The organism is Methyloversatilis sp. RAC08 (assembly GCF_001713355.1).
In the GTDB taxonomy this organism is placed as follows: Bacteria; Pseudomonadota; Gammaproteobacteria; order Burkholderiales; family Rhodocyclaceae; genus Methyloversatilis.
The window spans coordinates 1,729,207-1,755,955 of sequence record NZ_CP016448.1; the positions used below are offsets into that span (position 1 = coordinate 1,729,207).

At 67.6% G+C, this 26,749-nt stretch carries 30 protein-coding genes; 12 read left to right on the forward strand and 18 right to left on the reverse strand.

The window, feature by feature from the left end; translation table 11 throughout:
- Window positions 1-16: 16 nt before the first annotated feature.
- Genes nusB through BSY238_RS08065 form a run of 10 tightly spaced genes read right to left on the reverse strand, consistent with a single transcriptional unit; the run spans window position 17 to window position 7,544 of the window.
- Window positions 17-508, reverse strand: coding sequence for a transcription antitermination factor NusB (gene nusB, locus BSY238_RS08020; protein WP_069038671.1), 492 nt, complete (start codon window positions 506-508; stop codon window positions 17-19).
- A gap of 3 nt (window positions 509-511) precedes the next feature.
- On the reverse strand, window positions 512-985 hold the full coding sequence (ribH, locus tag BSY238_RS08025) for a 6,7-dimethyl-8-ribityllumazine synthase (protein WP_069038672.1): 474 nt from the start codon (window positions 983-985) through the stop codon (window positions 512-514).
- A gap of 20 nt (window positions 986-1,005) precedes the next feature.
- A complete protein-coding gene (ribBA, locus tag BSY238_RS08030) occupies window positions 1,006-2,094 on the reverse strand; it encodes a bifunctional 3,4-dihydroxy-2-butanone-4-phosphate synthase/GTP cyclohydrolase II (RefSeq protein ID WP_069038673.1) in 1,089 nt (362 codons plus the stop codon).
- On the reverse strand, window positions 2,091-2,699 hold the full coding sequence (locus BSY238_RS08035) for a riboflavin synthase (protein ID WP_069038674.1): 609 nt from the start codon (window positions 2,697-2,699) through the stop codon (window positions 2,091-2,093). The genes ribBA and BSY238_RS08035 overlap by 4 nt, the downstream gene beginning before the upstream one ends.
- 43 nt (window positions 2,700-2,742) lie before the next feature.
- Window positions 2,743-4,623, reverse strand: a complete 1,881-nt coding sequence (dsbD, locus tag BSY238_RS08040) for a protein-disulfide reductase DsbD (protein ID WP_069040548.1) — start codon at window positions 4,621-4,623, stop codon at window positions 2,743-2,745.
- Window positions 4,624-4,679: 56 nt separating this feature from the next.
- Window positions 4,680-5,021: a divalent-cation tolerance protein CutA gene (gene cutA, locus BSY238_RS08045; RefSeq protein WP_069038675.1), complete on the reverse strand. Its 342-nt coding sequence runs from the start codon at window positions 5,019-5,021 to the stop codon at window positions 4,680-4,682.
- A complete protein-coding gene (locus BSY238_RS08050; RefSeq protein WP_069038676.1) occupies window positions 5,018-5,683 on the reverse strand; it encodes an alpha/beta hydrolase in 666 nt (221 codons plus the stop codon). The genes cutA and BSY238_RS08050 overlap by 4 nt, the downstream gene beginning before the upstream one ends.
- The gene (locus BSY238_RS08055; RefSeq protein ID WP_069038677.1) at window positions 5,683-5,991 is read right to left on the reverse strand and encodes a (2Fe-2S) ferredoxin domain-containing protein; all 309 of its coding nucleotides are present in this window, start codon (window positions 5,989-5,991) and stop codon (window positions 5,683-5,685) included. Before BSY238_RS08055 ends, BSY238_RS08050 begins: the two co-directional genes overlap by 1 nt.
- A 54-nt stretch (window positions 5,992-6,045) precedes the next feature.
- Window positions 6,046-7,137 carry a VanZ family protein gene (locus BSY238_RS08060; protein WP_069038678.1) on the reverse strand — a complete coding sequence of 364 codons (1,092 nt, stop codon included), beginning with the start codon at window positions 7,135-7,137 and terminating at the stop codon, window positions 6,046-6,048.
- The gene (locus tag BSY238_RS08065; RefSeq protein WP_069040549.1) at window positions 7,134-7,544 is read right to left on the reverse strand and encodes a YqaA family protein; all 411 of its coding nucleotides are present in this window, start codon (window positions 7,542-7,544) and stop codon (window positions 7,134-7,136) included. The genes BSY238_RS08060 and BSY238_RS08065 overlap by 4 nt, the downstream gene beginning before the upstream one ends.
- Window positions 7,545-7,657: 113 nt before the next feature.
- On the opposite strand from BSY238_RS08065, the gene ilvA reads away from it, so the two are divergent.
- The 3 genes from ilvA (at window position 7,658) to BSY238_RS08080 (ending at window position 10,730) form a co-directional block, all read left to right on the forward strand.
- Window positions 7,658-9,169 carry a threonine ammonia-lyase, biosynthetic gene (gene ilvA, locus BSY238_RS08070; RefSeq protein ID WP_069038679.1) on the forward strand — a complete coding sequence of 504 codons (1,512 nt, stop codon included), beginning with the start codon at window positions 7,658-7,660 and terminating at the stop codon, window positions 9,167-9,169.
- On the forward strand, window positions 9,166-10,134 hold the full coding sequence (locus tag BSY238_RS08075; protein ID WP_069038680.1) for a YVTN family beta-propeller repeat protein: 969 nt from the start codon (window positions 9,166-9,168) through the stop codon (window positions 10,132-10,134). The genes ilvA and BSY238_RS08075 overlap by 4 nt, the downstream gene beginning before the upstream one ends.
- Before the next feature lie 68 nt (window positions 10,135-10,202).
- On the forward strand, window positions 10,203-10,730 hold the full coding sequence (locus tag BSY238_RS08080) for an SRPBCC family protein (RefSeq protein ID WP_069038681.1): 528 nt from the start codon (window positions 10,203-10,205) through the stop codon (window positions 10,728-10,730).
- A gap of 55 nt (window positions 10,731-10,785) precedes the next feature.
- Here BSY238_RS08080 and BSY238_RS08085 read toward each other — a convergent pair whose 3' ends face one another.
- Window positions 10,786-11,370: a 5-formyltetrahydrofolate cyclo-ligase gene (locus BSY238_RS08085; RefSeq protein WP_069038682.1), complete on the reverse strand. Its 585-nt coding sequence runs from the start codon at window positions 11,368-11,370 to the stop codon at window positions 10,786-10,788.
- A gap of 98 nt (window positions 11,371-11,468) precedes the next feature.
- On the opposite strand from BSY238_RS08085, the gene BSY238_RS08090 reads away from it, so the two are divergent.
- The 3 genes from BSY238_RS08090 (at window position 11,469) to BSY238_RS08100 (ending at window position 15,709) form a co-directional block, all read left to right on the forward strand.
- Entirely contained in the window at window positions 11,469-13,388 is a 1,920-nt protein-coding gene (locus BSY238_RS08090) for a lytic transglycosylase domain-containing protein (RefSeq protein WP_150123906.1), read from the forward strand.
- A gap of 118 nt (window positions 13,389-13,506) precedes the next feature.
- A complete protein-coding gene (locus BSY238_RS08095) occupies window positions 13,507-14,463 on the forward strand; it encodes a complex I NDUFA9 subunit family protein (RefSeq protein ID WP_069038684.1) in 957 nt (318 codons plus the stop codon).
- Window position 14,464: 1 nt separating this feature from the next.
- Window positions 14,465-15,709, forward strand: a complete 1,245-nt coding sequence (locus BSY238_RS08100; RefSeq protein WP_069038685.1) for a multifunctional CCA addition/repair protein — start codon at window positions 14,465-14,467, stop codon at window positions 15,707-15,709.
- A 4-nt stretch (window positions 15,710-15,713) separates the two neighbouring features.
- Here the strand turns inward: BSY238_RS08100 and ruvB are convergent, their stop codons facing one another.
- From ruvB to BSY238_RS08115, 3 genes are read right to left on the reverse strand one after another with little or no spacing between them, the layout of a single operon-like run.
- Window positions 15,714-16,784 (reverse strand): Holliday junction branch migration DNA helicase RuvB, encoded by a 1,071-nt coding sequence (ruvB, locus tag BSY238_RS08105; RefSeq protein ID WP_069038686.1) that lies wholly within the window; start codon window positions 16,782-16,784, stop codon window positions 15,714-15,716.
- Between the two features lie 4 nt (window positions 16,785-16,788).
- Window positions 16,789-17,478 (reverse strand): pseudouridine synthase, encoded by a 690-nt coding sequence (locus tag BSY238_RS08110; protein ID WP_069040550.1) that lies wholly within the window; start codon window positions 17,476-17,478, stop codon window positions 16,789-16,791.
- 1 nt (window position 17,479) lies between these two features.
- Window positions 17,480-18,118 (reverse strand): MBL fold metallo-hydrolase, encoded by a 639-nt coding sequence (locus tag BSY238_RS08115; protein WP_069038687.1) that lies wholly within the window; start codon window positions 18,116-18,118, stop codon window positions 17,480-17,482.
- Between the two features lie 114 nt (window positions 18,119-18,232).
- Between BSY238_RS08115 and BSY238_RS08120 the strand changes: the two genes are divergently transcribed.
- Together BSY238_RS08120 and BSY238_RS08125 are read left to right on the forward strand one after the other, a co-directional pair.
- Window positions 18,233-18,976: a glutathione binding-like protein gene (locus BSY238_RS08120; RefSeq protein WP_223300314.1), complete on the forward strand. Its 744-nt coding sequence runs from the start codon at window positions 18,233-18,235 to the stop codon at window positions 18,974-18,976.
- Window positions 18,977-19,091: 115 nt separating this feature from the next.
- On the forward strand, window positions 19,092-19,298 hold the full coding sequence (locus BSY238_RS08125) for a hypothetical protein (RefSeq protein ID WP_069038688.1): 207 nt from the start codon (window positions 19,092-19,094) through the stop codon (window positions 19,296-19,298).
- Window positions 19,299-19,334: 36 nt separating this feature from the next.
- On the opposite strand, the gene BSY238_RS08130 is transcribed toward BSY238_RS08125, so the two are convergent.
- From BSY238_RS08130 to BSY238_RS08145, 4 genes are all read right to left on the reverse strand, one after another.
- Window positions 19,335-19,709 carry a YchJ family protein gene (locus BSY238_RS08130; protein ID WP_069038689.1) on the reverse strand — a complete coding sequence of 125 codons (375 nt, stop codon included), beginning with the start codon at window positions 19,707-19,709 and terminating at the stop codon, window positions 19,335-19,337.
- Window positions 19,706-20,149 (reverse strand): glycine zipper domain-containing protein, encoded by a 444-nt coding sequence (locus BSY238_RS08135; RefSeq protein WP_069038690.1) that lies wholly within the window; start codon window positions 20,147-20,149, stop codon window positions 19,706-19,708. Before BSY238_RS08135 ends, BSY238_RS08130 begins: the two co-directional genes overlap by 4 nt.
- 121 nt (window positions 20,150-20,270) lie before the next feature.
- Window positions 20,271-21,209, reverse strand: coding sequence for a carbohydrate kinase family protein (locus BSY238_RS08140; RefSeq protein WP_069038691.1), 939 nt, complete (start codon window positions 21,207-21,209; stop codon window positions 20,271-20,273).
- Between the two features lie 51 nt (window positions 21,210-21,260).
- Window positions 21,261-22,493, reverse strand: coding sequence for a glycosyltransferase family 4 protein (locus tag BSY238_RS08145; RefSeq protein WP_069038692.1), 1,233 nt, complete (start codon window positions 22,491-22,493; stop codon window positions 21,261-21,263).
- 126 nt (window positions 22,494-22,619) lie between these two features.
- On the opposite strand from BSY238_RS08145, the gene BSY238_RS08150 reads away from it, so the two are divergent.
- The 4 genes from BSY238_RS08150 (at window position 22,620) to BSY238_RS08165 (ending at window position 26,661) form a co-directional block, all read left to right on the forward strand.
- Window positions 22,620-23,144, forward strand: a complete 525-nt coding sequence (locus BSY238_RS08150; protein WP_069038693.1) for a TlpA family protein disulfide reductase — start codon at window positions 22,620-22,622, stop codon at window positions 23,142-23,144.
- Between the two features lie 25 nt (window positions 23,145-23,169).
- Window positions 23,170-24,267: a transglutaminase-like domain-containing protein gene (locus tag BSY238_RS08155; RefSeq protein WP_069038694.1), complete on the forward strand. Its 1,098-nt coding sequence runs from the start codon at window positions 23,170-23,172 to the stop codon at window positions 24,265-24,267.
- Between the two features lie 49 nt (window positions 24,268-24,316).
- Window positions 24,317-26,029, forward strand: a complete 1,713-nt coding sequence (locus BSY238_RS08160) for an ABC transporter ATP-binding protein (RefSeq protein ID WP_223300315.1) — start codon at window positions 24,317-24,319, stop codon at window positions 26,027-26,029.
- Between the two features lie 227 nt (window positions 26,030-26,256).
- Window positions 26,257-26,661: a group II truncated hemoglobin gene (locus BSY238_RS08165; protein ID WP_069038695.1), complete on the forward strand. Its 405-nt coding sequence runs from the start codon at window positions 26,257-26,259 to the stop codon at window positions 26,659-26,661.
- The last annotated feature ends 88 nt before the right edge of the window (window positions 26,662-26,749 follow it).

Below are 26,749 nucleotides of genomic sequence, written 5' to 3' on the forward strand. Positions count from 1 at the left end.
CTCACCGGAATAGCGGCTATCGACGCGGACGGTTGCGCGCCGCCTCGACTTCCACGGCGCGCAATTGCGGCGCCAGCTTGTCGAGTACGCCATTGATGAACTTGTGGCCATCCGAGCCACCGAAATCCTTTGCGAGTTCGATCGCTTCGTTGATCACGACGCGGTACGGCGTTTCGATCTGGTGCGCCAGCTCGAAGGTCGCCACCAGCAGGATGGCGTGCTCGACCGGCGACAATTCGCCGACCGGCCGGTCGAGGTGACTGCCGAACTGGACGCGCAATGCGTCGGCCTTGTCGTGCGCGCCATTGAGCAAGGTGCGGAACAACTTGCGGTCGACCTTCGTGAAGCCGTCGTCTTCGCTCAGGTGCGCGTCGATCGCCGGCAGGTCGTTGCCGGACAGCAACCACTGGTAAATGCCCTGTACCGCGAATTCACGGGCCAGACGGCGGCCGGATTTGCGCGGTGCGTCGGCGGTCTTGATGTCGCCGGTGTCGGAGGTGTTGTCCATGGATCAGTCTGTCAGGGTGGCGATCAGTCGGGCCATTTCGACCGCGGCGCGGGCGCAGTCGGCGCCCTTCTCGTGCATGCGGGCAAGCGCCTGGTCATCGTCTTCGGTGGTCAGCACGCCGTTGGCAATCGGCACGCCGGTCTTGAGTTGCACGTCGGACACGCCGCGCGCCATTTCGTTGGACACGATTTCGAAGTGGTAGGTCTCGCCGCGGATGACCGCACCGAGCGCGACCAGCGCGTCGTACTTTCCGGACAATGCAAGCCTTTGAAGTACCAGCGGCAGCTCAAGCGCGCCGGGCACGCTCACGATGAGCGTGTCGGCCGGTGCCACGCCCAGCGTGCGCAGTTCGGCGCAGCATGCAGACAGCAGGCCGCTGCCGATGTCCGGGTTGAAGCGGGCCATCGCAATGGCGACGCGCAGGCCCTTGCCGTCGAGATTTTCGGCGATTTCGGGAATGTCATTGAAGCGCGGCATGGTGGTTCTCGCTTGTTCGGTCAGTCTGTCAGGTAGCCGGCCAGTTCGAGGTCGAAGCCGGCCATGCTCGGAATCTTGCGCGGGTTGGCCAGCAGCCTCATCTTGCGCACGTTCAGCGAACGCAGTATCTGCGCGCCGACGCCGAAGGTGCGGGCATCCCAACGCACGGCCGGCGCCGCGCCCGGATCATCGAGCAGGCGGCGCAGGTCGGCGTCGGTTTCGGTCCGGCGCAACATGACGATGACGCCACGGCCGGCGTCGTTGATGATCTGCATCGAGCGGTCGATGCTGAAACTGTGGCGCGGGCTGTCGCCGTCGAGGAAATCGAGCACCGAAATCGGTTCGTGCACGCGCACCAGTGTTTCCACGTCGGGATCGATGTCGCCCTTGACCATGGCGAGATGGATTTCGCCGGTGGTCATGTCTTCGAAGCCGTGCAGCATGAAGCGGCCGTAGGCGCCGCTGACCTCGCGCCGAGACACTTCGCGCACCAGCGCCTCGGTGGCCGCGCGCCACGCGATCAGGTCGCGGATGGCGCCGATCTTCAGGCCGTGCTCTTTGGCGAATTCGATCAGGTCGGGCAGACGCGCCATCGTGCCGTCGTCCTTCAGTATTTCGCAGATCACGGCCGCCGGCTCCAGCCCGGCCAGATGGGCCAGATCGCAGCCGGCTTCGGTGTGGCCGGCGCGGATCAGCACGCCACCCTTCTGTGCGGTCAGCGGGAAGATGTGGCCGGGCATCACGATGTCGTCGGGTTTCGCGTTGCGTGCCACGGCGACCTGGATGGTGCGCGCGCGGTCGTGCGCCGAAATGCCGGTGGTCACGCCGGTCGCCGCCTCGATCGACGCGGTGAACGCGGTGCCGTGCGGCGTGCGGTTGTGGCGCACCATCTGTTCCAGCCCGAGCTGGCGGCAGCGCTCTTCGGTCAGCGTCAGGCAAACCAGGCCGCGACAGTGCTTGACCATGAAATTGATCGCTTCCGGAGTGACGAATTCGGCCGCCAGCACCACGTCGCCCTCGTTTTCGCGATCTTCCTCATCGACCAGGATGACCATGCGGCCGGCCTTGATGTCGGCGATGATGTCCTGCACCGGTGCCAGTGCGCTCATGCGTTGTCTCCTGCAGCCATCATGCGCTCCGCGTAGCGGGCGATCAGGTCGATTTCGAGATTGACGCGACTGCCGGCGGCGAGCGCGCGCAAGGTCGTGACCGCGACGGTGTGCGGAATCAGATTGATCGAGAATTCGCAGCCATCGTCGACATCGGTCACGCGATTGACCGTCAGGCTGACGCCCTGCACCGTGATCGACCCTTTGCGCGCGATGTAGCGCGCCAGCGGCCGCGGCGCGACGATGACCAGTTCGTGCGATTCGCCGATCCGGGTGAAGCTGCGCACGACGCCCACGCCATCGACGTGACCGCTGACCAGATGGCCGCCCAGACGGTCCGACAGGCGCAGCGCCTTTTCCAGATTGACTTCGCCCGGCACGTCCAGTCCGACCGTGCAGGCCAGCGTTTCCTTCGACACGTCGAACAGCGCATGACGGCCGTCGATGCCGACGACGGTCAGGCAGACGCCGTTGTTGGCGATGGAATCGCCGACGATGACGTCGTCGAGCCCGAGGCCGTCGGTATCGACGGTCAGACGGACGCCCTGCTCAAGCGGGGCGATATGGGTGATGCGGCCGGTGGCGGCCACGATGCCGGAAAACATGGGGAGAGGACGTGAGCTGCGAAGGAAAACGGATTTTACGCGATCAGCGCGGGCCGCTGGCGGCGATCGCGCGGCCCAGCGTCGACGAGAAGGGACCGGCCGGTACGAAACCGACCACCCGCGTCCCGGCAATCTCCTGTCCCGACCGGTCGAAGAACAGGATGCCGGGCGGCCCGAACAGCCCGAATCGCTTCAGCAACGCCTGGTGTTCGGCGGAATTGGCGGTCACGTCCGCCTTCAGCAGCGTCATGCCCGCCATCTGCGCCGCGACCTGCGGGTCGCTGAACGTGAAACGCTCCATTTCCTTGCAGCTGACGCACCAGTCGGCGTAGAAATCGAGCATGACCGGCGCCGTGGCGGCAGCCAGACGGGCATCCAGTTCGGCCGCGCTGTCGACCGGCTGGAAGGCGGGTTGCGCGGCCGACGCTGCGGCACCGCCGCGCAGTACGGCCAGTGGCTGCAGCACGTCGCGCGAGCCGGCCGCCGCGCCGATCAGCAGGCTGGCACCGGCCAGCAGCGCGATCACACCGACGCCCTTCCACAGCTTGTGCCAGCCGCCGGCATGCGGCGGCAGTGGATCGAGCGCGTGCAGATAGATGCTGGAGGCGATCAGCAGCGCCGCCCACGCCAGCATGGTCACGACGCCGGGCAGTACCGGTGAGGCGATCCAGATGGCGGTGGCCAGCAGCAGCACGCCGAAGAAGCGCTTCACGCCTTCCATCCACGGCCCGGTGTGCGGCAGCAGCGACCGCGACGCCACACCGACCGCGATCAGCGGCACGCCCATGCCGAGCGCCATGGCGAACAGCGCCAGCCCCCCGAGTACGGCGTCGCCGCTCTGCGCGATGTACAGCAGCGCGCCGGCCAGCGGTGCCGCCACGCAGGGGCCGACGATCAGCGCAGACGCCGCGCCCATCAGCAGCAGTCCGCCGATCGAGCCGCGCTGGTGGTTCGCCGTGTCGGACAGGCGCGACTGCAGCGCCGTCGGCAACTGCAGCTCGTAGAAGCCGAACATCGACAGCGACAGCGCGACGAATACCAGTGCGAAGCCGCCCAGCACCCAGGCGTTCTGCAGCGCCGCCGACAGCAGGGTGCCGGACAGGCCGGCCGCCACGCCGGCCAGCGCGTAGGTCGCGGCCATGCCCAGCACGTAGGCTGCCGACAGCGCGAAGGCGCGGCCGCGCGAAATGTGCGCGCCATGGCCGACGATGATGCCGGACAGGATGGGCACCATGGGCAGCACGCAGGGCGTGAAGCTCAGCAGCAGTCCGAAGCCGAGGAAGCTGACCGCGATCAGCCACAGGTTGCCGCTGCGCATCAGGCCGGCGACCATCGACGACTCGTCGCCAGCCGGTGCGGCAGACGGAACGGGCGGTGGCGCCAGCGCAGGCGCGGCCGGTTCCGCCGCCGGCTCGCTGCGCCCGCCCAGCCCGCGCAGTCGGTCGAGCACCGACGCGCCGGCCGCCTCGTCGAACCCGGCCGCACTCACCCGCACTCCCGGATTGGCGGGATCCAGCACCAGCGTCTGTTCGGACGGCGGGTAGCAGATGCCGGCGTCGGCGCAGCCCTGCGAGCGCACGGTCAGGGTGATCGGCGTGTCGGTCATGGAGCCGAGCGGCAAGCGGATGGGAAGCACGCCGCGATGCACCTCGACGTCGCCGAATATTTCGTCCTTCTTCATCTTGCCGGGCGGGATGTCGGCCGGTCCGAGCGCCGCCTGCTCGGCCGCAAAGCCAAGCTTGTCGCGATACAGGTAGTAGCCGTCGGCGATGTCGAAGCGCACTTCGACCGTCGTCGCATCGACCACCGTGGCCGACAGCCGGAACGCCTGCTCGAGCGGCAGCAGCGCCGGTTCGGCCCGCACGAAGGCACTGATGGACAAGGTCAGCGCGAGGCAAAGCATGCGAAACAGACGGGGCAGCATCGGGATCATCGGTGGCGCCTCAAGGGCGGACGGAACATCGGTGGGGAAAACATGCATCAGGCACTCGGAGCAGCGGATCGCGTGCACGCATCGACCCAGCTCAGGTATTCATCCAGCCCGCGCTCGACCGGCACGGCAATGATTTCGGGCAGTTCATAAGGATGGGCGGCGCGCAATGCAGCCGCCAGCGCATCGTAGGCGGCTGCGCTCGTCTTGATCGTCAACGGCACTTCCTGCGCATCCTCGACCGCGCCCTGCCACCGGTAGATGGACCGGACCGGCGCGCCGATGCTGACACAGGCGGCCAGCCCGCGCTCGACCAGATCGCGCGCGATGCGCGTTGCGGCCGCCTCGTCAGGCAGCGTGGTCAGCACCAGCAGCATGCGTGCATCGCTCATTGTCCGGCCGGCGCGTTGGCGCGCCACCAGCGTTCGATCAGCACGCGCAGCACGTGCAGGCGGCCGTGGAAGAAGTGGTCCGCTTCGCCCAGCACGCTGACCGGCAGGTTCTGCGGCGCAGCCCAGGCCAGCACATGCGCCAGCGGCACGACCTGATCGCGCTCGCCGTGGATCACCAGCGCGTCGTCGCGCACCGGACCCGGTGCGTAATGGCGGATGCCCTCGACGGTTCCGGCGGCCAGCCCGACCAGCACCATGCCGGCGACCGGCTCGCCGCGGGCGGCCAGCGCGTCGGCGACCCGGGTCGTCACATAGGCGCCGAAGGAAAAGCCGGCGACGATGACCGGCAGAGTGCCGAAGCGCGCCCGTGCATGGTCGATCACCGCCAGCTGGTCATCGGTTTCGCCGCGACCTTCGTCGTGCGTGCCCTCGGTCCTGCCGACGCCGCGGAACTGTGCGCGCAGCGCGACGCAGCCCAGTTCGCGCAGGGCGCGCGCCACCGTCAGCACAACCTTGTTGTCCATCGTACCGCCGTACAGCGGGTGTGGATGGCCGACCAGCGCGATCGCGCGCGGCGCGCCATCCGGCAGTTCGGTCAGCGTTTCGATCGCGCCAACCGGGCCGGCGATCACGCCGCGTTCGGACTGTATGCGTGCGTTCATCAGACTTTCAGCCGCTCGACCACGCGGTCATTGACCAGATGTTCTTCGATGATTTCGTCGATGTCTTCCTGATCGACATAGGTATACCAGACCGCTTCCGGATAGATCACCATGACCGGCCCTTCGCTGCAGCGGTCGAGACAGCCTGCCATGTTGACGCGCGCCTTGCCTTCGCCCGACAGGCCGAGCGCCTTCACGCGCTTCTTGGCGTAGTCGCGCAAGCCGGCGGCACCCATGCTGTTGCAGCACTGTTCGCCGTCGGGCCGCTGGTTGCAGCAGAAAAACACATGATGCTTGAAGTGGCTCATCGGCCGGTCTCCGGATAGGTGAGGCGTCGTGTATTGAAGGTCTTCAGACCCTGATTATCGATGATCGTGGGCGGCGTGTCGGCTGCGCCCTTCGCGCGCCTGCAGCGCCATCAGATAAGGCAGCGCGAAATACGGCCACAGCGCCGACGCCAGCCGCGTCAGGCCGCTGAAGTTGAAGAAGTGGCCGGCCCGCCATGCATCCGACACCGCTGACGGATAAGGGTTGTCCGGCGCCAGATTCACCAGCGCGACACCCGCCAGCAGTGCCAGCGCGGCCAGCGCGAAACGCAGCGTGGCCGGCAGCCACAGCACGATGCCCAGCGCCAGTGTTCCCGCCACGAGGCCGGCCAGCGCGCCCGGCGTGGCCCACAGCCAGGCGCCGCCGCCGGGCACCAGCACTGCGCCCGACCCCGTCTTGACCGCCAGTGCGATGACGAAGCCGCTGGCGAGCAGCCACCTGCTGCGTGCGCGCATGCTGTGCCAGCCGATAACGCCGACGCTGACCATGGCGCAGACGCAGGCGCCGATCTCGACCGCGCGGTAGCGGCGTTCGGTGAAATCGACCGGCGGCGGCAGGCCGAACAGGTCGCGCAGGTCTCCCAGGCCGAACAGCGGCGTGTCCGGATCGATCTGTGCGACCCACCACAGGCACAGCAGCACCAGCGCGATATCGCCGGTGTGGCCGCGCACGATGCGCCGGGTGCGCCAGCGGGCAAGCGCGCCACCCTCATTGAGCACACCGCCCCAGCGCCAGCCGATCAGCGCGCCGATCGCGGCACCGAGCAGGTTCGACAGCACGTCCAGATTCGACGGCACCCGGCTCGGCAGGTAGTGCTGCAACACTTCCAGGCTGATCGACAGGCCGGTCGCCAGCACGATCGCCAGCAGCAGCGCGGGCGTGCGGCGCAGCCCGGGTGCTGCTGCCGGTACCAGCAGGAAGCCGAGCGGCAGGTAACCCAGCGCATTGGCGACGACGTCGAAACGCGTCCAGTAGCGTGGCCAGGGCGCCGTCAGGAAATCGAGCAGGCGGTCGCCGGCGTCGCGGAATTCGCCCAGCGGATGAAGGCTGGCATAGGCGATCAGCAGCGCCCACGCGATGGCGAGATGGCGCGCCAGCTGAGTGATGTGCGGAGCGGAGCGGCTCATGCCAGCAGCGCGGCCAGTGCCACGTAGCGCGCGCCCTTGCCCAGCGACATCATCAGCGCGCTGCGCCACGGCGGCAGACGCAACCAGCCTGCGGCGACGCACAGCGCATCGCCGATGAACGGCGTCCACGACAGCAGCAGCACCGGTGTGCCGTGCCGGCGCACGAATTCGAGCCGCTCCGGCAGCGCCCGGCCCGGAATCAGCCGCCCCATCCAGTAGCTCGCCATGCCACCGGCCGTATTGCCCACTGTGGCGAGCAGCACGGCCGCCTCGCGCTGCTCCGGATGCGCCGTGACGACGGCCATGAACAGCGGCTCGGAGCCGCCCGGCAGTATCGTCGCTGAGAGGAAGCTGACGATGAACAGCCCCCCCAGGCTGACTTCGGCGCCGGGCATCCAGTCCGTCATGGCGATGCCGGGCGCGCGCACGGCATTTGCCGGCAGAGCGCGCGCGCTGCTAGGCTTGCGCCCCTGTGTGCCGGCCATTCCCGCGTCGGCGCGCGCAAGGCTGTATCCCCATCATGCACATCGACTACCTCGAAAAGATCCTGAACGCGCAAGTGTACGACGTGGCGATCGAAACGCCGCTCGACCTCGCCCCGAACCTGTCGCGGCGCATCGGCAACACCGTGCTGTTCAAGCGCGAAGACATGCAGCCGGTGTTCTCCTTCAAGCTGCGTGGCGCCTACAACAAGCTGGCCAACATGACGCCCGAGGCGCGCGCGCGCGGCGTCATCTGCGCCTCGGCCGGCAACCACGCGCAGGGCGTGGCGCTGTCGGCGGCAAAGCTGGGCTGCCGCGCGGTCATCGTCATGCCGACCACGACGCCGCGCATCAAGGTCGATGCGGTTGCGGCGCGCGGTGGCGAGGTGGTGCTGGCGGGCGAATCCTACGACGAAGCCTACGCCCATGCGCGCACGCTCGAAGCGGAACAGGGCCTGACCTTCGTACACCCCTTCGACGATCCGGACGTGATCGCCGGCCAGGGCACGATAGGCGTCGAAATCCTGCGCCAGCATCCGAAGCCGATCGACGCGGTGTTCTGCTGCGTGGGCGGCGGCGGGCTGGTGGCCGGCGTCGCCGCATATATAAAGCGGCTGCGGCCGAACACCCGCATCATCGGCGTCGAAGCGTCGGACGCCGACGCGATGGCGCAGTCGCTGGCGGCCGGCCGGCGCATCCAGCTCGACAGCGTCGGGCTGTTCGCCGACGGCGCAGCGGTCAAGCTGGTCGGCGAGGAAACCTTCCGCCTGGCGCAGCAGTACGTGGATGAAATGGTGCTGGTCGACACCGACGCCATCTGCGCGGCGATCAAGGACGTGTTCGAAGACACGCGCTCGATCCTCGAACCGGCCGGCGCGCTCGCGGTGGCCGGCGCCAAGGCCTGGGTCGCGAAAAACAACGTGAAGGGCGCGACCCTGGTGGCGATCGCCTCCGGTGCCAACATGAACTTCGACCGCCTGCGCTTCGTCGCCGAGCGCGCCGAAATCGGCGAGTCGCGCGAAGCGGTGCTGGCGGTCACGCTGCCGGAGCGGCCGGGCGCCTACCGCGAACTGGTCGCACTGTTCGGGCGGCGCAACATCACCGAGCTGAACTACCGCTACAAGGACGCGAAAGAGGCGCACGCCTTCGTCGGCGTACAGGTGTCGGGGCGCGACGAGGCCGCCGAACTGGTGCGTCATCTGGTGGCGAACGGCTATCCTGCGCTCGATCTGACCGATGATGAACTGGCCAAGCTGCACGTGCGCTACATGGTCGGCGGGCGCAGCCCGGAAGCCGGCCAGGAACAGGTGTACCGCTTCGAATTCCCGGAACGTCCGGGCGCGCTGATGAGATTCCTCGAAGCGATGAGCCGCGACTGGAACATCAGCCTGTTCCATTACCGCAACCACGGTGCCGACTACGGCCGCGTGCTGGTCGGCATGCAGGTGCCGGCGGGCGATCGGGCGGCGTTGCAGACCTTCCTCGACGCACTCGGCTACGCCTACCGCGACGAAACCGACAACCCGGCCTACAAGCTCTTCCTCGGATGAAATACTCGCTGTTCGCAGGGCTGCTGGCGCTGATGTGCGGCGCACTGACCAGCGCCGTCGCACTGGCCGGTCCGCTCGCCTACATCACGAACCAGGGCTCGCACGACGTCAGCGTGGTCGACCTCGACACGTCGCGCGTGATCGCCGCGCTGCCGGCCGGCAAGTCACCCGCTGGCGTGTGGGTCAGTGAAGCGGCGGGCAAGGCCTTCATCAGCAGCCCGGACAGCGCCAGCATCACCGTCATCGATCTGGCGACGCGCCAGGTCGCCGGCAGCATTCCGGCCGGCAAGAGCCCGGTCGGCATCACGGTGACGCCGGACGGCCGACGGCTGCTGGTGGCGGACTGGTTTTCGCACCGAGTGCTGGTGTTCGACGCCGCCACACATGCCGCACTGGGTGAAATCGCGGTCGGCAACGCGCCGGCCGGACTGGTCGCCTCGCCCGACAGCCGCACGGCCTGGGTGGCCAACCGCGACGACAACGCAGTCGGCGTGCTCGACCTCGCGAACATGAAGCAGGTGTCGACGATTGCGGTCGGCAACCATCCGTTCGCGCTGGAACTGTCGGCCGACGGGCGCACGCTTTACGCACTGAACGTGTGGAGCAATGACGTATCGGTGGTGGACATCGCCCAGCAGCGAAGCGTGGCGACGCTGCCGGTCGGCAAGGGGCCGTACGGCATCGCGTTTTCGGATGACGGCGCGCGCGCCTACGTGACCAATCAGCAGGGCGACAGCGTATCGGTCATCGACACCGCACAACGTCAGGTCATCGCGACCTGGCCTTCGGTCGTTTATCCCGAGGGCGTCGCTGTGACCGGCAATACACTGCTGGTCGTCAGCTGGATGGATGATCTGGTCGGCGTGTTCGACGCGCACACCGGTGCGGCGCGCGGCACCATCGATCTGGGCCGCAACCCGCGCGGCTTCGGCCGCTTCATTCATCGCTCACCGCCCGCGCATTGATCGCTGCACCGCCTGCGGTTATCGTCGCGGCCACTGCAACAACCGTTTTTGACAACCGAGGAGACACCATGCGCGCAGTTTCGGCGTTCATCATCATGTTGGCCGCATCCCTTGCAGCCACCTTCGCACACGCCCACGGCCCGACGCGCCAGAAAGCGTTCGAGTCGATCACGATCAAGGCCAGCCCGGAGGCCGTGTGGGACAAGGTCGGCGACTTCACGAAGTTGCATGGCTGGCATCCGGCGGTCGAAAGCAGCAGCGCCACCAATCGCAGCGAAGTCGGTTCGGTCCGCACCTTGAATCTGAAGGGCGGCGGTCAGGTCATCGAAACGCTGGAGTCCATCGATCCGGCCGCGAAGAAGTTTTCCTATCGCGCCAAGGATGGCGGCGCGCTGCCGGTGACCAACTACAGCTCAAACATGACAGTGAAGGCTGGTGAAGGCGGCACTGCAGTGGTGGAATGGCGGGGCGCCTTCTACCGCAAGTACATGAACAATGATCCGCCGAAGGGCGAGGACGACGAAGCCGCACTGAGCGCCATCACCGGCGTCTACAAGAGCGGTCTGGAAAACCTGAAGGCCGTGATGGAAAAGTAGGCGGCCGGGATGACGCGAAGGCCGGCGCCTGCGCCGGCTTTTTTTCGCCCTTCGCTTATCGGTAGGGCCCGAACACGCCCGCTTCGGTGACGATCCAGTCCATCGGAATGTCGTGCGGCTGAGGGTCGAGATCGTCGAGTCGTCCGTCCTCGATGGCGATGCCGACAGCGCGCGGCGCGGGCGTGAGCGCCGCCAGCGTGCGGTCGAAATGGCCGGCGCCGTAACCGAGCCGGAACCCGCGTGCGTCGAAACCGTTGCACGGAATCAGCAGCAGCGCCGGCACCACCGATGGGCCATCCGCCGGGTAAGGAATGCCGTAGCGGTCGGCCGCCATCAGGCTTTCGGGTGTCCAGCGACGGAAGGTCATAGGCTGGCCTTTTTCCCCTACTACCGGCAGCGCGGCCCAGCGCACCGCATCGCCGGCCAGCCAGTCGCGCACGACGGCCAGCGCATCGAACTCGCCGCGGTAGGGCCAGGTGAAACCGATCGAGGCGGGTGCGAGCTGCGCCAGCAGCGCCTCCAGATGACAAGCGATGTCGGCATGCCAGGGAGCCAGCGCGGTCGCCGGCATGGCTTCACGCCGGCTGACCAGCGACAGGCGAAGTGCGCGCCGTCGGGCGCGATCGTCGGGAACATTCACGTGCGGGCGGTATCATGAGTATCAGCAAGCGAAAACGATAGCAGATGCCCATGCACTTCCACCCCGGCGCGCACATCCGGCGCGCCCTACGACCCCTCATGCTGGCGCTTGTGCTGTTCGCACCTGCAGCGCACGCGAATGGTGACGCCGCCTTCATCGCGGCACGCGATGCATTTTCCGCCGGCAATCGGCAGGCTTTCGAGCGCCACGCCGCCGGACTGCAGTCGCACGTTCTGGCGTCCTATATCGACTATTACCGGCTGCGCCTCGATCTCGACCGCGCCTCGCCCGACCGCGTCGCCGCCTTCCTCGAACAGCACGCCGGCACGCTCGTGGCACAGCGCCTGCGTTCGGACTGGCTGCGCCAGCTCGCGAAAGCCGAACGGTGGAGCGACTATCGCGCCGAGTACGCGCTGCTGCCGCAAAGTTCGCCGACACCCGAAGCCGATCTGCGCTGTCACGCGTTGCGCGCCCGGCTCGATGCCGCCGAACAGGCCGCGCTCGCCGATGCCAAGCTGCTGTGGGCGACGATGGACGAGCCACCCTCGGCCTGCCTGCCCGTCTTTGCCGCCCTGTTCGACGCCGGCCGCCTGACGGAAGATGAAGTGTGGCTGCGCGCGCGCCGTCACATGGAGGTGCGCCGCCCCGGTCAGGCGCGCAGCACGCTTGCCTTGCTGCCGGCCGCCGCTCAGCCGCCGGCTGGCGCGCTGGACGACATCGTCGGCAATCCGACGCGCTGGCTCGATCGCCAGCCCGCCAATTTCTCGATCACCCGGCGCGGCCGCGAACTGGCGCTGATGGCCATTGCACGGCGTGCGCGCAGCGACGTGCGCGGCGCGGAACGAAGTCTGGAAGTCATCGCCGCCCGTTTCAGCGCGGAGGAGCGCGGATACGCCTTCGAACAGCTCGGCTGGCAGGGCGCGCAGCAGCACGATACGCGCGCGGTTCAGTGGTGCCGGTCGGCCGACGACGCGCTGCAGGGCGAGGACGCCCTGGCCTGGTGTGCGCGCGCCGCGCTGCGCGCGACGAACTGGAAAATGGTGCGCGACACCATCGGCCGCATGCCGCAGGCGCTGGCCGAAAAGCCCGAGTGGATCTACTGGGGCGGCCGGGCGCGCAGCGCGACCGGCCACGTCGATCAGGCACACGCCGCGTGGCGGCGCATCGCCGGCGAACCGCACTTCTACGGTCTGCTGGCGGCCGAAGAGCTCGACCAGCCGCATCGCCTGCCGCCGCAGGCCACGGCGCCCTCCGTCGATGAAATCCGTCGCGCCGAGGCGACGCCGGCGATCGCGCGCGCGCTCAAGCTGTTCGAGCTCGACCTGCGCACCGAGGCGGTACGCGAATGGAACTGGGCCATCCGCGACGCCGATGACCGCGCCCTGCTCACCGCCGCGCACGTCGCGCTGCGCCACAAGTTGTGGGACCGCGCCATCAACAGTGCCGACCGCACGACGCTGGAGCACGACTACTCGCTGCGCTACCTCGCACCGATGCGCAGCGATGTCGAACCGCACGTGCATGCCCGCTCGCTCGACCTGAGCTGGGTGTATGGGCTGATGCGGCAGGAAAGCCGCTTCATCACGCGCGCGAAATCGTCGGCTGGCGCGCAGGGCCTGATGCAGGTGATGCCGGCGACCGGCCAGTGGGTGGCGAAGAAGATCGGCCTGAATGGCTACAAGCCTTCCCAGATCGCCGACCCGGACACGAACCTGCTGCTCGGCACCAGCTATATGCGGCTGGTGCTGGACAGCCTCGACGACCATCCGGTGCTCGCCAGCGCCGGCTACAACGCCGGGCCCGGACGGGCCAAGAAGTGGCGCGCTGCCAGGCCGCTGGAAGGCGCGATCTACGCGGAAACCATCCCTTTCAACGAAACGCGCGACTATGTGAAGAAGGTGATGGCCAACGCCGTGCTGTACAGCCTGGTGTTCGGACAGCAGAACAGCCCCGCACTCAAGCAGCGCCTCGGTACGATACAGCCGGGCCCGGGCGCGCTGCCGGATGATCCGATATAAGCGTGCGCCTGCGATGGATCGCGCCGGGATCGGCCGGCACACGCCTTGATCCCGGTCACGCTTCCCCCCGCAGCGGCGCTGGTAGCATGACCGCCGTTGTCCAACCAGAGTGAGCGCGATGTCCCTTTCCACAGTTCTCCTGATCGGCGGCAGCGGTTTCATCGGCAGCCACGTTGCCCGCCTGCTTGCCGAGCGCAATATCCGCGTCATTGTGCCGACACGCCGGCGCGACCGCGCGAAGCCCCTCATCCTGCTGCCCACGGTCGATGTGGTCGAAGCCGACGTGCACGATGCCGCCTCGCTGAACCGCCTGATGCAGGGCGCCGATGCCGTGGTGAATCTGGTCGGCATCCTGCATTCGCGCAGCGGCAGCCCGTGGGGTGCGGACTTCGAACGCGCGCATGTCGCATTGCCCCGTGCCGTCGCTGCTGCAGCCAAGGCGGCTGGCGTGCCGCGCATGGTGCAGGTCAGCGCACTGGGCGCGGCCGCAGACGCGCCGTCGGAGTACCAGCGTTCGAAGGCGGCCGGTGAAGACGCCGTTCGTGCGAGCGGACTTGAATGGACGATATTCAGGCCGTCGCTGGTGTTCGGCGACGGTGAATGCTTCCTGCGCCTGTTCGCGGGGCTGCTGAAGCTGTTTCCGGTGATGCCGCTTGCCGGTGCCGACACGCGCTATCAGCCGGTGGACGTGCGCGACGTGGCGCGCTGCATCGTGCATGCGCTCGACAGCGACGACACCATCGGTCAGGTGTATCCGCTGTGCGGGCCCAGGGTCTACACGATGCGCGAACTGGTGCAGCTGACCGGCCGCACCATCGGCCGCGATCCGTGCGTCATCGGCCTGCCCGGGCCGCTGGCATCGCTGCAGGCGCTGGCGCTCGAACTGGCACCGGGCCCGACGCTGATGTCGCGCGACAACCTGCGTTCGATGAGCGTCGACAACGTGTGCGACGCCGGCTGCACGCTGCCGTTCGGCTTCACGCCGGCGCTGCTGGAAAGCGAGATCGGTCGCTGCCTGGCCGACTTCACGCCGACCGACCGCTTCGAGCGCGCGCGCTCGAAGGCACGCAGATAGCATGCGCATCTACCGCGTCGGCGGCTCGGTTCGCGACGAGCTGATGCAACTGCCGGCCGGTGACCGCGACTGGGTCGTGGTGGGCGCCACACCGGACGACATGCGCGCCGCCGGCTACATGCCGGTCGGCCGCGACTTTCCGGTCTTCCTGCATCCCGATACGCACGAGGAATACGCACTGGCGCGCACCGAGCGCAAGACCGCGCCCGGCTACCGCGGCTTCGTGTTCCACGCCGACGCGTCGGTCACGCTGGAAGAAGATCTGCAGCGGCGCGATCTGACGATCAATGCGATCGCGCGGGCCGACGATGGCACGCTGATCGATCCGTGCAACGGTCGGGCCGACATCGCGGCGCGCGTGCTGCGTCATGTCGGCCCCGCCTTTGCCGAAGACCCGGTACGCATCCTGCGGCTGGCCCGCTTCGCCGCCCGGTTCGACGGCTTCACCGTCGCGCCGGAAACGCGGGCGCTGATGCGTGGCATGGTGGACGCGGGTGAAGCGGGCGCCCTGGTTGCCGAGCGCGTGTGGCAGGAGCTGTCGCGCGGCCTGATGGAAGCACGACCGTCACGCATGATCGACGTGCTGCGCGAATGCGGTGCACTGGCTGTCGTGCTGCCCGAGGTCGATGCGCTGTTCGGCGTGCCGCAGCCGGAAAAGCACCATCCGGAGATCGATGCCGGCATCCATCTGCTGCAATGTCTGGACTGGGCCGCCGCCCACCATGCGTCACTGGCGACGCGCTGGGCGCTGCTGGCGCACGATCTGGGCAAGGGCACGACACCGCGTGCAGAGTGGCCACGACACATCGCCCACGAGGCGCGCAGCGTGAAACTGGCGCACGCGCTGGCCGAGCGCCTGCGCGTGCCGACCGACATTGCCGACATCGGCCGGCTGGTGGCGCAGGAGCACACCAACATCCACCGCGCCGCCGAACTGCGTGCCGACACGCTGGTGAAACTGCTGGAGCGGCTGGACGTGATGCGCAAACCGGAGCGGCTGACTGACATGCTGCTCGCCTGCGAAGCCGACCAGCGCAGCCGGCCCGGCTTCGATGCGGCTGGCTATCCACAGGCGGATATCGTACGCAGGGCAGCGGCCGCGTTCCGGGCGGTCGACGCCGGCGCGATCGCGCGATCAATGGCCACCAAGGGCAGGACGGGATCACCGGACAGCGGACCTGCCATCGCGCGCGAAGTGCAGGCAGCACGGGTCGCTGCCGTGGCAGCGCTGCGCGCGGCCGACTGAGCACTCAGCCGGCGGGGTTCGCGTCGTCCCACAGCGACGCGATCGCCGGTGTGGGCGCGCCCAGGCCGAAGTGGCGGTAGATCGCCGCGGTGACGATGCGCCCGCGCGGCGTGCGCTGCAGATACCCCTGCTGGATCAGATACGGCTCGATCACGTCTTCTATCGTGTCGCGCGACTCGCCGACCGCGGCGGCGAGGTTGTCCACGCCGACCGGGCCACCATCGAACTTGTCGATGATGGCGCCGAGCAGTTTGCGGTCCATCATGTCCAGACCGAGGCTGTCCACGTCGAGCATGGTCAGCGCCGCATCGGCCACGTCGCGTGAAATGGCGCCGTCGGCCTTCACCTGGGCGTAGTCGCGGCAACGTCGCAGCAGGCGATTGGCGATGCGCGGCGTGCCGCGCGAGCGGCGCGCGATTTCGACGCTGCCGGCGTCATCCATCGGGCAATCAAGCAAGCGCGCCGAGCGGCGCACGATCAGCGCCAGTTCGTCGGCGGTGTAGAACTCAAGCCGGGCGACGATGCCGAAGCGGTCGCGCAGCGGATTGGTCAGCATGCCGGCGCGCGTGGTGGCGCCGACCAGCGTGAACGGCGGCAGGTCGAGCTTGATCGAGCGCGCGGCCGGGCCTTCGCCGATCATGATGTCGATCTGGAAATCCTCCAGCGCCGGGTACAGGATTTCCTCCACCACCGGGCTCAGGCGGTGAATTTCATCGATGAACAGCACGTCGTTCGGTTCGAGGTTGCTGAGGATGGCCGCGAGGTCGCCGGCGCGTTCCAGCACCGGGCCCGAGGTCTGGCGCAGGCTCACGCCCATTTCGGCGGCGACGATGTGCGCCAGCGTGGTCTTGCCCAGACCGGGCGGGCCGAACAGCAGCACGTGATCGAGCGGTTCGCGCCGTGCGCGCGCCGCGGCGACGAAAATGTCGAGCTGTTCCCGGATTTTGACCTGACCGATGTATTCGTCGAGCCGCTTCGGACGCAGCGCGCGCTCCAGCGCGTCTTCCCTGACGTCGGCCGGCGCGGCCGACACCAGACGTTCGGCGGCTGCCTGCAGCGGATCGGTATGGATCATGGCGTCACACCTCGGCCGGATCGAACCAGCGCCACTCGCCGGGCGCCAGATCGGCCGGCAGTTCGAGCCGCCCGACGGCCACGCGATGCAGCGCCTCGACCCGGTTGCCGGCAGCGGCCACCATGCGCTTGACCTGGTGGTACTTGCCCTCGCCGATGGTGATGGCGATCCGGTGCTCGTCCAGCTGCTCGACCGCGTGCGCGGCGACCGACACGTCGGGCGCATCGTTCAGCGCCACACCGCTGCCCAGCGCCTTGAGCATCGCATCATCCACCGCATGCTTCACGGTGGCGACATAGCGCTTGAGCACACCGTGCTTGGGCGACGTGAGCTTGTGGATCAGCTGGCCGTCGTCGGTCAGCAGCAGCAGGCCGGTGGTGTCTTCGTCGAGCCGGCCTACACACTGGATCGCGCGCACCACCAACGGTGACGGCAGCAGCGAAAACACCGCCGGATGGTGCTTGGGCTTCTGCGAACATTCGTGGCCGGCCGGCTTGTGCAGCATCACGTATGACGGCTCGTGATAGCGCCAGGCTTCGCCGTCGACGGTGTAGTCAAGGTCAGCCGTGTCCACGTCGACGAAGGGGTCGTCGACCATTTCGCCGCGCACGGTGACGCGTTCGAGGCGCACCAGGGCGCGACATTCGCGGCGGGTGCCGAAACCCTGGCTCTGCAGGATGCGTTCGAGCTGCATGTCAGCGTTGTCCAACGTGTGGGTTGTATTGGCGTTCTTCGCCGAAGGTCGACATCGGGCCGTGGCCCGGAATGAAACGGATGTCGTCGCCCAGCGGAAACAGTTTTTCGCGGATCGAGCGGATCAGGTCGGCGTGGTTGCCGCGCGGGAAGTCGGTGCGGCCGATCGACCCGGCAAACAGCACGTCGCCGACCTGGGCCAGCCGGCCGACGCGATCGACGAACACCACATGACCCGGCGTGTGGCCCGGGCAGTGCACGACGTCGAGTGTCACGTTGCCGACCGTCACGGTGTCGCCGTCGGCCAGCCAGCGCGTCGGCACGAAGGGCCGGCAAGGCGGAAAGCCGAACATCTGCGACTGTACGGGAAAGCCGTCGATCCAGAACTTGTCGTCCGGGTGCGGGCCTTCGATCGGCAGGTCGAACTGCTCGGCCAGATCCAGCGTGGCGCCGGCGTGATCGAGATGACCATGCGTGATCAGTATCTTCTCCAGCGTGACGCCCTGCCGTTCGACTTCGGCCAGCACCCGTTCGAGATTGCCGCCCGGATCGACCACGGCGCCCTTCATGGTTTCGTCGCACCACAGCAGGGTGCAGTTCTGTTCGAACGGGGTGACCGGAATGATGGCGTGACGGAGCATGCGGCGAACGGAAAAAGGCAACGACCATACATTGTACGTGGTGGGTGCGCGAGGCATCCGCCACATGCGGCGTGAGATGCGACTGGCGCGCGTTGCGGGCAGCGGTTACGGTCGATGAACGTGACCTCAGCGGGGCAGCACATCGTGATCGACCTTCATTTCTGGCCAACGCCGAACGGCTACAAAGTGTTGATGTTCCTCGAAGAATCCGGCATCGAACACCGCATCGTGCCGGTGAACATCGGCGCCGGGGAGCAGTTCCGGCCGGAGTTTCTGGCCATTTCGCCGAACAACCGCATGCCGGCCATCGTCGACCATGCGCCGGCGGACGGCGGCGCGCCGCTGCCGGTGTTCGAGTCGGGCGCCATACTGCTCTATCTGGCGGAAAAGACCGGTCAGTTCATGCCGGCCGGACTGCGTCAGCGCGTCCAGACGCTGGAGTGGCTGTTCTGGCAGGTCGGCGGGCTCGGACCGATGGCCGGCCAGAACCACCATTTCGTACAGTACGCGCCCGAGCCGATCGCCTATGCGATCCGCCGCTACGTCGACGAAACTTCGCGCCTGTACGGCGTGCTGAACAAGCATCTGGCCGATCGCGACTTCATCGCCGGCGGTGAGTACGGCATCGCCGACATGGCGAGCTACCCCTGGACCGTGCCGCACAAGCGCCAGCAGATGAATCTGGATGACTTTCCGCATCTGAAGCGCTGGCATGAAAGCATCCGCGACCGTGCAGCCACCGTGCGGGCGTATCTGCGGGGCGTGCAGGTCAGCGACAAACCGGTGGTCGACGAGCTCTCCAGCAAGCTGCTGTTCGGGCAGAACGCCGACACCGTGGGCAAGGCTCAGGGCGCCTGACGCCGTAACGCTGCGCAACGTGTTCGACGCGCTGCACGATGAAGCGCGGATCGGCCTGTGCTAGGCTTTCTAGCACTGCGCCATGCGCATCTGTCCAGTCCTTCGGGAGAAAGCAATGAGTGCCGAAAAGCTGATTCACGACGCCGCCGACGAGTGCGAATGGGATCCGGATACCGTCGTCAGCATCCTTGCCGAGTTCATCGACGAATTCACCGACCCGGATGATTTCAAGGCTTTCCTTGAAGCCCGCGTGGCGGAAGAGGCGGTCGATGACTACGACGAGGACGAAGAAGAAGAAAGCGCTGGCGCTGACGACTACTGAGCCGGCCACCGTTGGTGGTGCATTCGGCAAGGTGAATCAGGCCACGAAGTCGCCGTCCAGGTAGAACCAGCGACCGTTCTCGCGCACGAAGCGGCTCGTTTCATGCAGCCGGTGCGCGCGTCCGCCCAGCTTGCTGCGGGCGACGAATTCCACCGTGCCGTGATCGGTGTCCTGCATCGCGCAGCGACGCACATCCAGCCCCAGCCACTTCAACCCGGCCTCATCGGGCATCAAGGCAGCCGGACGGGTCGTCGGGTGCCAGGTGGCGAGCAGGTAATCGGTCAGACCGAGCACGTAGGCGCTGTAGCGCGAGCGCATCAGTGCTTCGGGAGTAGCAGCCGGTTCACCGGCGTGATGCCGTGCGCAGCAGTCGGCCGCTGGACGACCGCTGCCGCACAGGCACAGGCTCATTGCGCGCGCGTCACCCGGGTGTTGCCGCTGGCGCCGACCAGGCGAACGCGCTCGCCGATCGCGAACTTCTCGTCGCCCTCCTGCACCACCGCGATCACATTGCCGGTGTCGAGCCGTATCGTGATTTCCTGCCCCTTGCGGCGGGTCGCACCTTCCTCGATGAATGCGCCGGCCACACCGCCGACCACGGCGCCGGCGATGGCGCCGGCAGTGGATCCCTGACCGCCGGCCAGGCCGCCCACCGCTGCGCCTGCAGCGGTGCCGATGTTCGACTTCGTGCCCTCGATCGTGATGGCGCGGACGCTTTCGACCGTTCCCTGGCGGACCGACATTTCGCGCCGCGCCTGTTCGCGCGAATAGGTGTCTCCCGACAGGCTGGACTGGCAACCTGCGAGAACGATGCCGGCCAGCAACAGGGCGGGCAATGCGATGCGATTCATGATGCTTCTCCGTATGCGGCCGCGACATCGCGGCCATGCTGACCTTTTACCGCGCGCCGCACGGCGCGTCAGCCGACCAATGGTGAGCGCATGTTTCGGCTCCCGATTCGCGGCCCGGCGCTCAGAATGCCAGCGCAGTGCCGAAAGCAGCGCGATGGCGCGCGGCGATGTCCTCACGCGTCGGCAGGTGATTCTGCCCGCCCCGGCTGGCGATCTTGATCGATCCCATGACCGACGCCAGACGCGCCGAAGCGACGATGTCGGCGCCGCGCGACAGGCCATACAGCAGGCCGCCGCGGTAGGCGTCGCCGCAACCGGTCGGGTCGGCCAGCGTATCGGCCGGCACGCAGGCCACTTCGGTCACCGAACCGCCGGTGTAGACGCGCGAGCCTTCTGCGCCGCGGGTCACGATCAGCGCCTCGACCCTTTCCGCGATCTGCGCTTCGGTCAGACCGGTGCGCTCGCACAGCAGGCGGGCTTCATAGTCATTGACCGTGCACCAGCGCGCAAGATCCAGGAAATTCAGCAGATCGTCGCCGCCGAACATCGGCAGGCCCTGACCCGGATCGAACACGAACGGGATGCCGGCGTCGGCAAACTGGCGCGCGTGCGAAATCATGCCGTCCCGACCATCCGGCGCAATGATGCCCAGCTTGACGCCGGTGGCGTCGGACACGCTGTTCTCGTGCGACACATTCATCGCGCCCGGGTGGAAGGCGGTGATCTGGTTGTCGTCGAGATCGGTCGTGATGAAGGCCTGCGCGGTGAAGGCGGTATCGATCCGTCGCACATGGGTGGCCGGAATGGCGAGCGATGCGAGGCGGTCCATGTAGGGGCCGGCGTCATGGCCGACCGTGGCCATGATGAGCGGCTCGCCGCCCAGCAGCTTCAGGTTGTAGGCAATATTGCCGGCACAGCCCCCGAATTCGCGCCGCATGTCCGGTACGAGGAAGGCCACGTTCAGGATGTGTATCTGGTCGGGCAGGATGTGTTGCTTGAAACGATCGGGAAACACCATGATCGTGTCGTAGGCAATGGAGCCGCAGATGAGGACGGACATGAAGGCAGACCGGTGGCGAAAGCCGCGAGTATACGGGCTTCCGCCGTCGTTTCAGCGTCGCGAGCGTGCGCTGCGCAGTGCTTCGGCATTGAGCACGGTGGCGCGCAGCCGGGCGGCGAAGGCGTCAACCACGCTGTCCCAGCCCAGCTGTTCGACGCTCGCGCGCGCGCGCTTCGCCATGCCGGCGCGCAGATCGTCATCGAGCCCGGCGCGCACCGCCTGCGCGATGAAGGTGTTTTCGTCGCCCGGCTGGGCAAGCAGCCCGTTGTGCTCCGGCACCACCAGTTCGGCCGCGGCCGCCTGCTTGTAGCTCACCACCGGCAGTCCGCTGGCCAGCGCTTCGGTCAGCACGTTGCCGAAGGTTTCGGTCAGGCTGCCGAACAGGAACAGATCCGCGCTGGCGTAATGGGTGGCCAGATCGTCGCCGCTGCGCATGCCTGCAAACAGGTGATGCGGATACTGCCGCGCCAGTGATTCACGTGCCGGGCCATCACCCACCCACAGCATGCGGGCCTGCGGCCGTTGCGCGCGCAGCGCCTCGAAGGCGCGCGCAACGAGGTCGAGATTCTTTTCCGGCGCCAGCCGGCTGACGAATGCCACCACCGGGTCGCGCTCGCCGACACCCCAGGCGGTGCGCAGTGCCGCGCTGCGCCGCTGCGGCGAAAACAGCCGCGTATCGACGCCGCGCGCCACCACTTCGACATTGCGGTAGCCGCAGTCGATCAGCTGCGTCTGCATGGCACGGGTCGGCACGAAGGTTTCGTGGCCCATGTTGTGAAAGCGGCGCAGGTAGGCGGAAATCGGGCGCTTGAGCCAGCGGATGCCGTAGTGCGCGCTGTAGGCGTCGAAATTGGTGCGGAAGTCGCTGGTCACCGGCAGCTTCAACTTGCGCGCGCCGGCCATGGCGGACCAGCCGAGCGGGCCTTCGGTGACCAGGTGCACCAGATCCGGCCGCTCGACCGCCCACAGCCGGGCCAGCTTCTGCTTCGCCGGCAGGCCGACGCGCAGCGTACCGTAGCGCGGGATGGGCATGCCGCGCGCCAGCACTTCATGCAGCGCGCCCGACTGCATCGCGGTATCGTCCGCATGCTGGCGCGGCCGGATCAGCTGGATGCGGTGGCCGCGCGCCAGCAGGCCGTCGAGCATGCGCTTGAGGCTCATCGCGACGCCATTGATTTCCGGCGGATAGGTTTCGGTCACCACGGCGATGCGCAGCGGCTCGTCTGCCGCGTGCAGTCGTTCCACGGTGAAGGCGAGTTCGTCGTCGGCGTCGTCCGGTCGCATTCGCGCAGTGTCGCGACCGGCCAATGCAGCAACATGACGGCGCGGTGACGCAACCATGACAGCCACTTGATGTCCACGTGCGCAACGAACACCGGCAGTCGAACAAAAGGGAAGACGAAAACTTCGATGTGGGCGACACTCCACTGCGCTGCAAAGGGCGCGCTGCCATCCTTTCTGTTCTGGCTTGCCCTGTGCGGCCAGGCGTCTGCCGCCGGTCTGGTGGCCGGATTGGTCACCGAAGCGCCGGCTGCGGTCCCGGTAGGAGACGATGCGCGGCTTGCGCAGCAACTCGCCCGCCATGCCGGACAGCCGCTGGTGATCAATTTCTGGGCCTCCTGGTGCGAGCCCTGCCGCGACGAAATGCCTGCGCTGGCGCGCCTTCCGGCCAGGCTGACTGGCACCGGTGTGGTCGTGCTGACCGTGGCGGTGGCCGACCGCGAAGCCGACGCGGCGCTGTTCATGCAGCGCGCGCAGCTTGCGCTGCCGGTGCTGCATGACCGCGACCAGCGCCTGAGCAGGCTGTGGGGCGCGCGTCTGCTGCCCTACACGGTGATTCTCGACCGGCAGCATCGCATCGTGGCGCGTGCTCAGGGCGTGATCGAATGGGAGGACGACGCGGTGCTGGATCGGCTGCGGCGTCTGCTGAAATAGCTGTTGAATCAATCGGAGTGTCATCATGGATCGTCGTCGTTTCATCCAGTCTTCCGCGTTGGCCGGCCTGTCCGGCATGCTGCCGCTGTCCGGCTCCGCCGCGCAGCCCGCCTTCAATCCGTCGCCGACTGCCGGCTGGCGCACTTTCGAGGTGACCACCGTCATCACGCCTGTCACGCGCGGCGAAGCGGCCACGGCGTGGATTCCGCTGCCGTCGATCGACAATCCGGAATGGATCAGGCCGCTGGCCAGTGACTGGCAGGGCAACGCAGCGCGCGCCGGCATCGCGGAAGACACCGTGTATGGCACCAAGATGCTGGTGGCGCAGTGGCGCGCCGGTCAGGAGGCACCGGTGATCGAACTGGTGAACCGCTTCGCCACACGCGACCGCGCGGTCGATTTGACCCAGCCGGGCGCCGTCGCGCCACTCGACGCACCGTCGCACAAGCTCTTCACGCAGGCCACCGAGCTGCTGCCGACCGATGGCGTCGTGCGCGACACCGCGCTGAAGATCACCCAGGGTGCAGGCACCGATCTGGAACGCGCGCGGGCGATCTACGAGTGGATCTGCGACAACACCGAACGCAACCCGAAAACCCGCGGCTGCGGTCTGGGCGACATCCGCAGCATGCTGGAGAGCGGCAACCTGAGCGGCAAGTGTGCCGACCTGAATGCGCTGTTCGTCGGTCTGGCCCGCGCCGCCGGTCTGCCGGCGCGTGACGTGTACGGTGTGCGCGTGGCCGATTCGAAGTTCGGCTACAAGAGCCTGGGCAAGGCGGGCGACATCACGAAGGCGCAGCACTGTCGCGCCGAAGTATGGCTGGCCGGTTTCGGCTGGGTGCCGGTCGATCCGGCCGACGTGCGCAAGGTGGTTCTGGAAGAGCGCCCCGGCCTGACGCTGAAGGACGACGTGGTGGTGGCGGCACGCAAGGCGCTGTTCGGATCGTGGGAAATGAACTGGCTCGCCTACAACGTGGCGCACGACCTGAAGCTGCCGGAAGCGACCGGGCCGGCCATTCCCTTCCTGATGTATCCGCAGCTGGAAACCGCCGCCGGGCGCGCAGACAGTCTCGATGCGCCCAGCTTCGTCTACACCCTCTCGTCGAAGGAAGTGACCGCCTGAGCCTGACCGCATCCACCGGCGCGGCCGTCCGGCGCGCCGGTCCGTCAACGTGACCGACTCCCACCGCCTGCCCGCCGACGCGCACTTCCGCCTGACCGACGTCCCGCGCGCCATCCGGTTCTTTCTGGACACGGACCGGCGGCGCTATCTGCTGTTCATCTGCGTACTCGGCGTGGTGCAGTTCTACCCCATGCTGCCGCCCTTCCTGATCGGCCAGGTCGCTGACTTCCTGATCGGCTGGCAGCGCGGCGACAGCCTGAAGCCGATGTACACGCTGATCGCCACGCTGGGCGTGGCGCACGCGGTGGTCGCGCTGGTGCGGCTGTCGACCAAGCGGGTGATCGGCCGCATGTCGATCGATGCGCGCATGCGCGCCAAGGTGTGGGGCTTCGAGCGCCTGCTCGGCTTTTCGCTCGGCTGGCACCAGAAGGAAAGCACCGGCAACAAGGCTCAGCGGGTGCTGACCGGCGCCGACGCGGTGCGCGACTGGACCAGCGAACTGGTCAATGCCCTGCTCACGGCATCCGGTGCCTTCTTCGGCGCGCTGATCGCCTGCATGCTGCTGCACCCGGCCACGGTGTTCTTCTTTCTGTACTACTGCGGCGTACTCGGCTTCATCGAGTGGTACTTCTACCGGCGCATCGCGAAGCTGTCGGACCAGATCAACGCATCGATGGAAAACGCCAGCGGCAGCTTCGTCGAAAGCGCTGCCAACATCCTGTCGGTGAAGGCGATGAATGCCGGCGCCGACATGACGGCGCGGGTCGCCGCACGCGAACAGGCGGCGCGCGACTTCGCCTACCGCCGGCTGCGCCTGACCAACACCAAGTGGATGCTGTTCCAGCTGCATACCGCGCTGGCATGGTCGCTCTATATCCTGGGCGTGGCCTGGGGCGTGATGGAAGGCGGACTGTCGGTCGGACTGGTGCTCACCTACACCGCCTACTTCAACACGCTGCGTGAAGCGTCGATGGACATGACCGACCGCGTGCAGACCATGATCGAGCGCACCTCCAACCTCGGCCGCATGATGCCGCTGTTCGCGCCGCAGACCGCGCAGCACGGCACGCTGGACTGGCCGGCCGACTGGCAGGTGCTGCACGCCGACGCACTCACCTTTGCGCACGACGGCCGGCGCGTGCTCGGCCCGCTCGATTTCACGATTCGGCGCGGCGAGCACATCGGCATCGCCGGGCGTTCGGGCTCCGGCAAGAGCACGCTGGTCAAGCTGCTGCTCGCGCTGTACCCGCCGGAGTCGGGACGACTGGCGGTCGACGACGTGCCGCTGTCCGATATCCGGCACGAGGCGCTGCTGCACCAGATCGCCGTGGTGCCGCAGGAAACCGAACTGTTCAGCCTGTCGCTGCGCGACAACCTGACGCTCGGCCGCGACGTGAGTGAAGTCGACCTGCTGAACGCCTGCCGCATCGCGCAGCTCGACGACGTGATCGCGCTGCTGCCCGACGGCCTCGACAGTCCGGTCGGCGAGAAAGGACACAGCCTGTCGGGCGGCCAGCGACAGCGCGTCGGCCTCGCGCGCGCCGTGCTGCGCGACGCGCCCGTGCTGCTGCTCGACGAAGCCACGTCGGCGCTCGACGCCGATACCGAAGCGCGCGTGATCGACGCGCTGATGAGCGATCACGCGCCCGGCCGCACGGTGATCCTGATCGCGCACCGACCGCGCGCCTTCGAGCGCATGGGTCGCGTGCTCACGATGGACGCCGGGCGCTTCGTCGACCTCGCCGCGGCGATTCCGGCCTGATAAGGCTCGCGGCGGCACGGGGGAGGATGCAGCGGTCCTTTGCGCAGCGTGGTGTTGGGCATCGCTGCGCTCACCCCAACCTACGTCGGATGCCACGCCCGGGCGGGTACCTCCACCGGGGTATTGCGGCGAGTGGGCGGGACAGCGGATGCTGCATACCGCTGCGGTAACAGTAGGTTGGGGTGAGCGCAGCGACGCCCAACAAGCCGCCCCGTCAAGGAGACCCGATGACCAGCGGCGCGACCCGACCGCCCAGCATGTTCCAGCAGATCGGTGGCGAAGCGCCGTTGCGCCGGCTGGTCAATGCCTTCTACGACATCGTCGAAACCCATCCGGACGGGGCGCCGGTACACGCGCTGCACCAGCACGGTTTCGGCGTCGCCCACCTGCGCGAGGCGCAGTTCGAGTTCCTGTGCGGCTTTCTCGGCGGCCCGCGCTATTACGCCGAACGCATGGGCCATGCCAACCTGCGGCAGATGCATGCGCACGTCGCCATCAGCCAGGAGGAAATCGTGTCCTGGCTGCGCTGCATGGTGCATGCCATCGAGGCGACCGACATTCCGATGGACGTCGCCCCGAAGCTGATGCAGCACCTGACCCGCGCGGCCGAGGCGCTGAAGAACAGGCCATGAGGACACCCGTGCCCCCACATTCGGGACGTGAACGAAAAAGGGGCAGCCGAAGCTGCCCCAAGGCGAAAGTACGTCGAGCAGACGGTAG

Bases quoted from the DNA above. Each gene is read 5' to 3' on its own strand.
- nusB (WP_069038671.1), bottom strand. From the start codon at position 508: ATGGACAACACCTCCGACACCGGCGACATCAAGACCGCCGACGCACCG.
- ribH (WP_069038672.1), bottom strand. From the start codon at position 985: ATGCCGCGCTTCAATGACATTCCCGAAATCGCCGAAAATCTCGACGGC.
- ribBA (WP_069038673.1), bottom strand. From the start codon at position 2,094: ATGAGCGCACTGGCACCGGTGCAGGACATCATCGCCGACATCAAGGCC.
- BSY238_RS08035 (WP_069038674.1), bottom strand. From the start codon at position 2,699: ATGTTTTCCGGCATCGTGGCCGCCACCGGCCGCATCACCCATATCGCC.
- dsbD (WP_069040548.1), bottom strand. From the start codon at position 4,623: ATGCTGCCCCGTCTGTTTCGCATGCTTTGCCTCGCGCTGACCTTGTCC.
- cutA (WP_069038675.1), bottom strand. From the start codon at position 5,021: ATGAGCGATGCACGCATGCTGCTGGTGCTGACCACGCTGCCTGACGAG.
- BSY238_RS08050 (WP_069038676.1), bottom strand. From the start codon at position 5,683: ATGAACGCACGCATACAGTCCGAACGCGGCGTGATCGCCGGCCCGGTT.
- BSY238_RS08055 (WP_069038677.1), bottom strand. From the start codon at position 5,991: ATGAGCCACTTCAAGCATCATGTGTTTTTCTGCTGCAACCAGCGGCCC.
- BSY238_RS08060 (WP_069038678.1), bottom strand. From the start codon at position 7,137: ATGAGCCGCTCCGCTCCGCACATCACTCAGCTGGCGCGCCATCTCGCC.
- BSY238_RS08065 (WP_069040549.1), bottom strand. From the start codon at position 7,544: ATGACGGACTGGATGCCCGGCGCCGAAGTCAGCCTGGGGGGGCTGTTC.
- ilvA (WP_069038679.1), top strand. From the start codon at position 7,658: ATGCACATCGACTACCTCGAAAAGATCCTGAACGCGCAAGTGTACGAC.
- BSY238_RS08075 (WP_069038680.1), top strand. From the start codon at position 9,166: ATGAAATACTCGCTGTTCGCAGGGCTGCTGGCGCTGATGTGCGGCGCA.
- BSY238_RS08080 (WP_069038681.1), top strand. From the start codon at position 10,203: ATGCGCGCAGTTTCGGCGTTCATCATCATGTTGGCCGCATCCCTTGCA.
- BSY238_RS08090 (WP_150123906.1), top strand. From the start codon at position 11,469: ATGCTGGCGCTTGTGCTGTTCGCACCTGCAGCGCACGCGAATGGTGAC.
- BSY238_RS08095 (WP_069038684.1), top strand. From the start codon at position 13,507: ATGTCCCTTTCCACAGTTCTCCTGATCGGCGGCAGCGGTTTCATCGGC.
- BSY238_RS08100 (WP_069038685.1), top strand. From the start codon at position 14,465: ATGCGCATCTACCGCGTCGGCGGCTCGGTTCGCGACGAGCTGATGCAA.
- ruvB (WP_069038686.1), bottom strand. From the start codon at position 16,784: ATGATCCATACCGATCCGCTGCAGGCAGCCGCCGAACGTCTGGTGTCG.
- BSY238_RS08110 (WP_069040550.1), bottom strand. From the start codon at position 17,478: ATGCAGCTCGAACGCATCCTGCAGAGCCAGGGTTTCGGCACCCGCCGC.
- BSY238_RS08115 (WP_069038687.1), bottom strand. From the start codon at position 18,118: ATGCTCCGTCACGCCATCATTCCGGTCACCCCGTTCGAACAGAACTGC.
- BSY238_RS08120 (WP_223300314.1), top strand. From the start codon at position 18,233: ATGAACGTGACCTCAGCGGGGCAGCACATCGTGATCGACCTTCATTTC.
- BSY238_RS08125 (WP_069038688.1), top strand. From the start codon at position 19,092: ATGAGTGCCGAAAAGCTGATTCACGACGCCGCCGACGAGTGCGAATGG.
- BSY238_RS08130 (WP_069038689.1), bottom strand. From the start codon at position 19,709: ATGAGCCTGTGCCTGTGCGGCAGCGGTCGTCCAGCGGCCGACTGCTGC.
- BSY238_RS08135 (WP_069038690.1), bottom strand. From the start codon at position 20,149: ATGAATCGCATCGCATTGCCCGCCCTGTTGCTGGCCGGCATCGTTCTC.
- BSY238_RS08140 (WP_069038691.1), bottom strand. From the start codon at position 21,209: ATGTCCGTCCTCATCTGCGGCTCCATTGCCTACGACACGATCATGGTG.
- BSY238_RS08145 (WP_069038692.1), bottom strand. From the start codon at position 22,493: ATGCGACCGGACGACGCCGACGACGAACTCGCCTTCACCGTGGAACGA.
- BSY238_RS08150 (WP_069038693.1), top strand. From the start codon at position 22,620: ATGTGGGCGACACTCCACTGCGCTGCAAAGGGCGCGCTGCCATCCTTT.
- BSY238_RS08155 (WP_069038694.1), top strand. From the start codon at position 23,170: ATGGATCGTCGTCGTTTCATCCAGTCTTCCGCGTTGGCCGGCCTGTCC.
- BSY238_RS08165 (WP_069038695.1), top strand. From the start codon at position 26,257: ATGACCAGCGGCGCGACCCGACCGCCCAGCATGTTCCAGCAGATCGGT.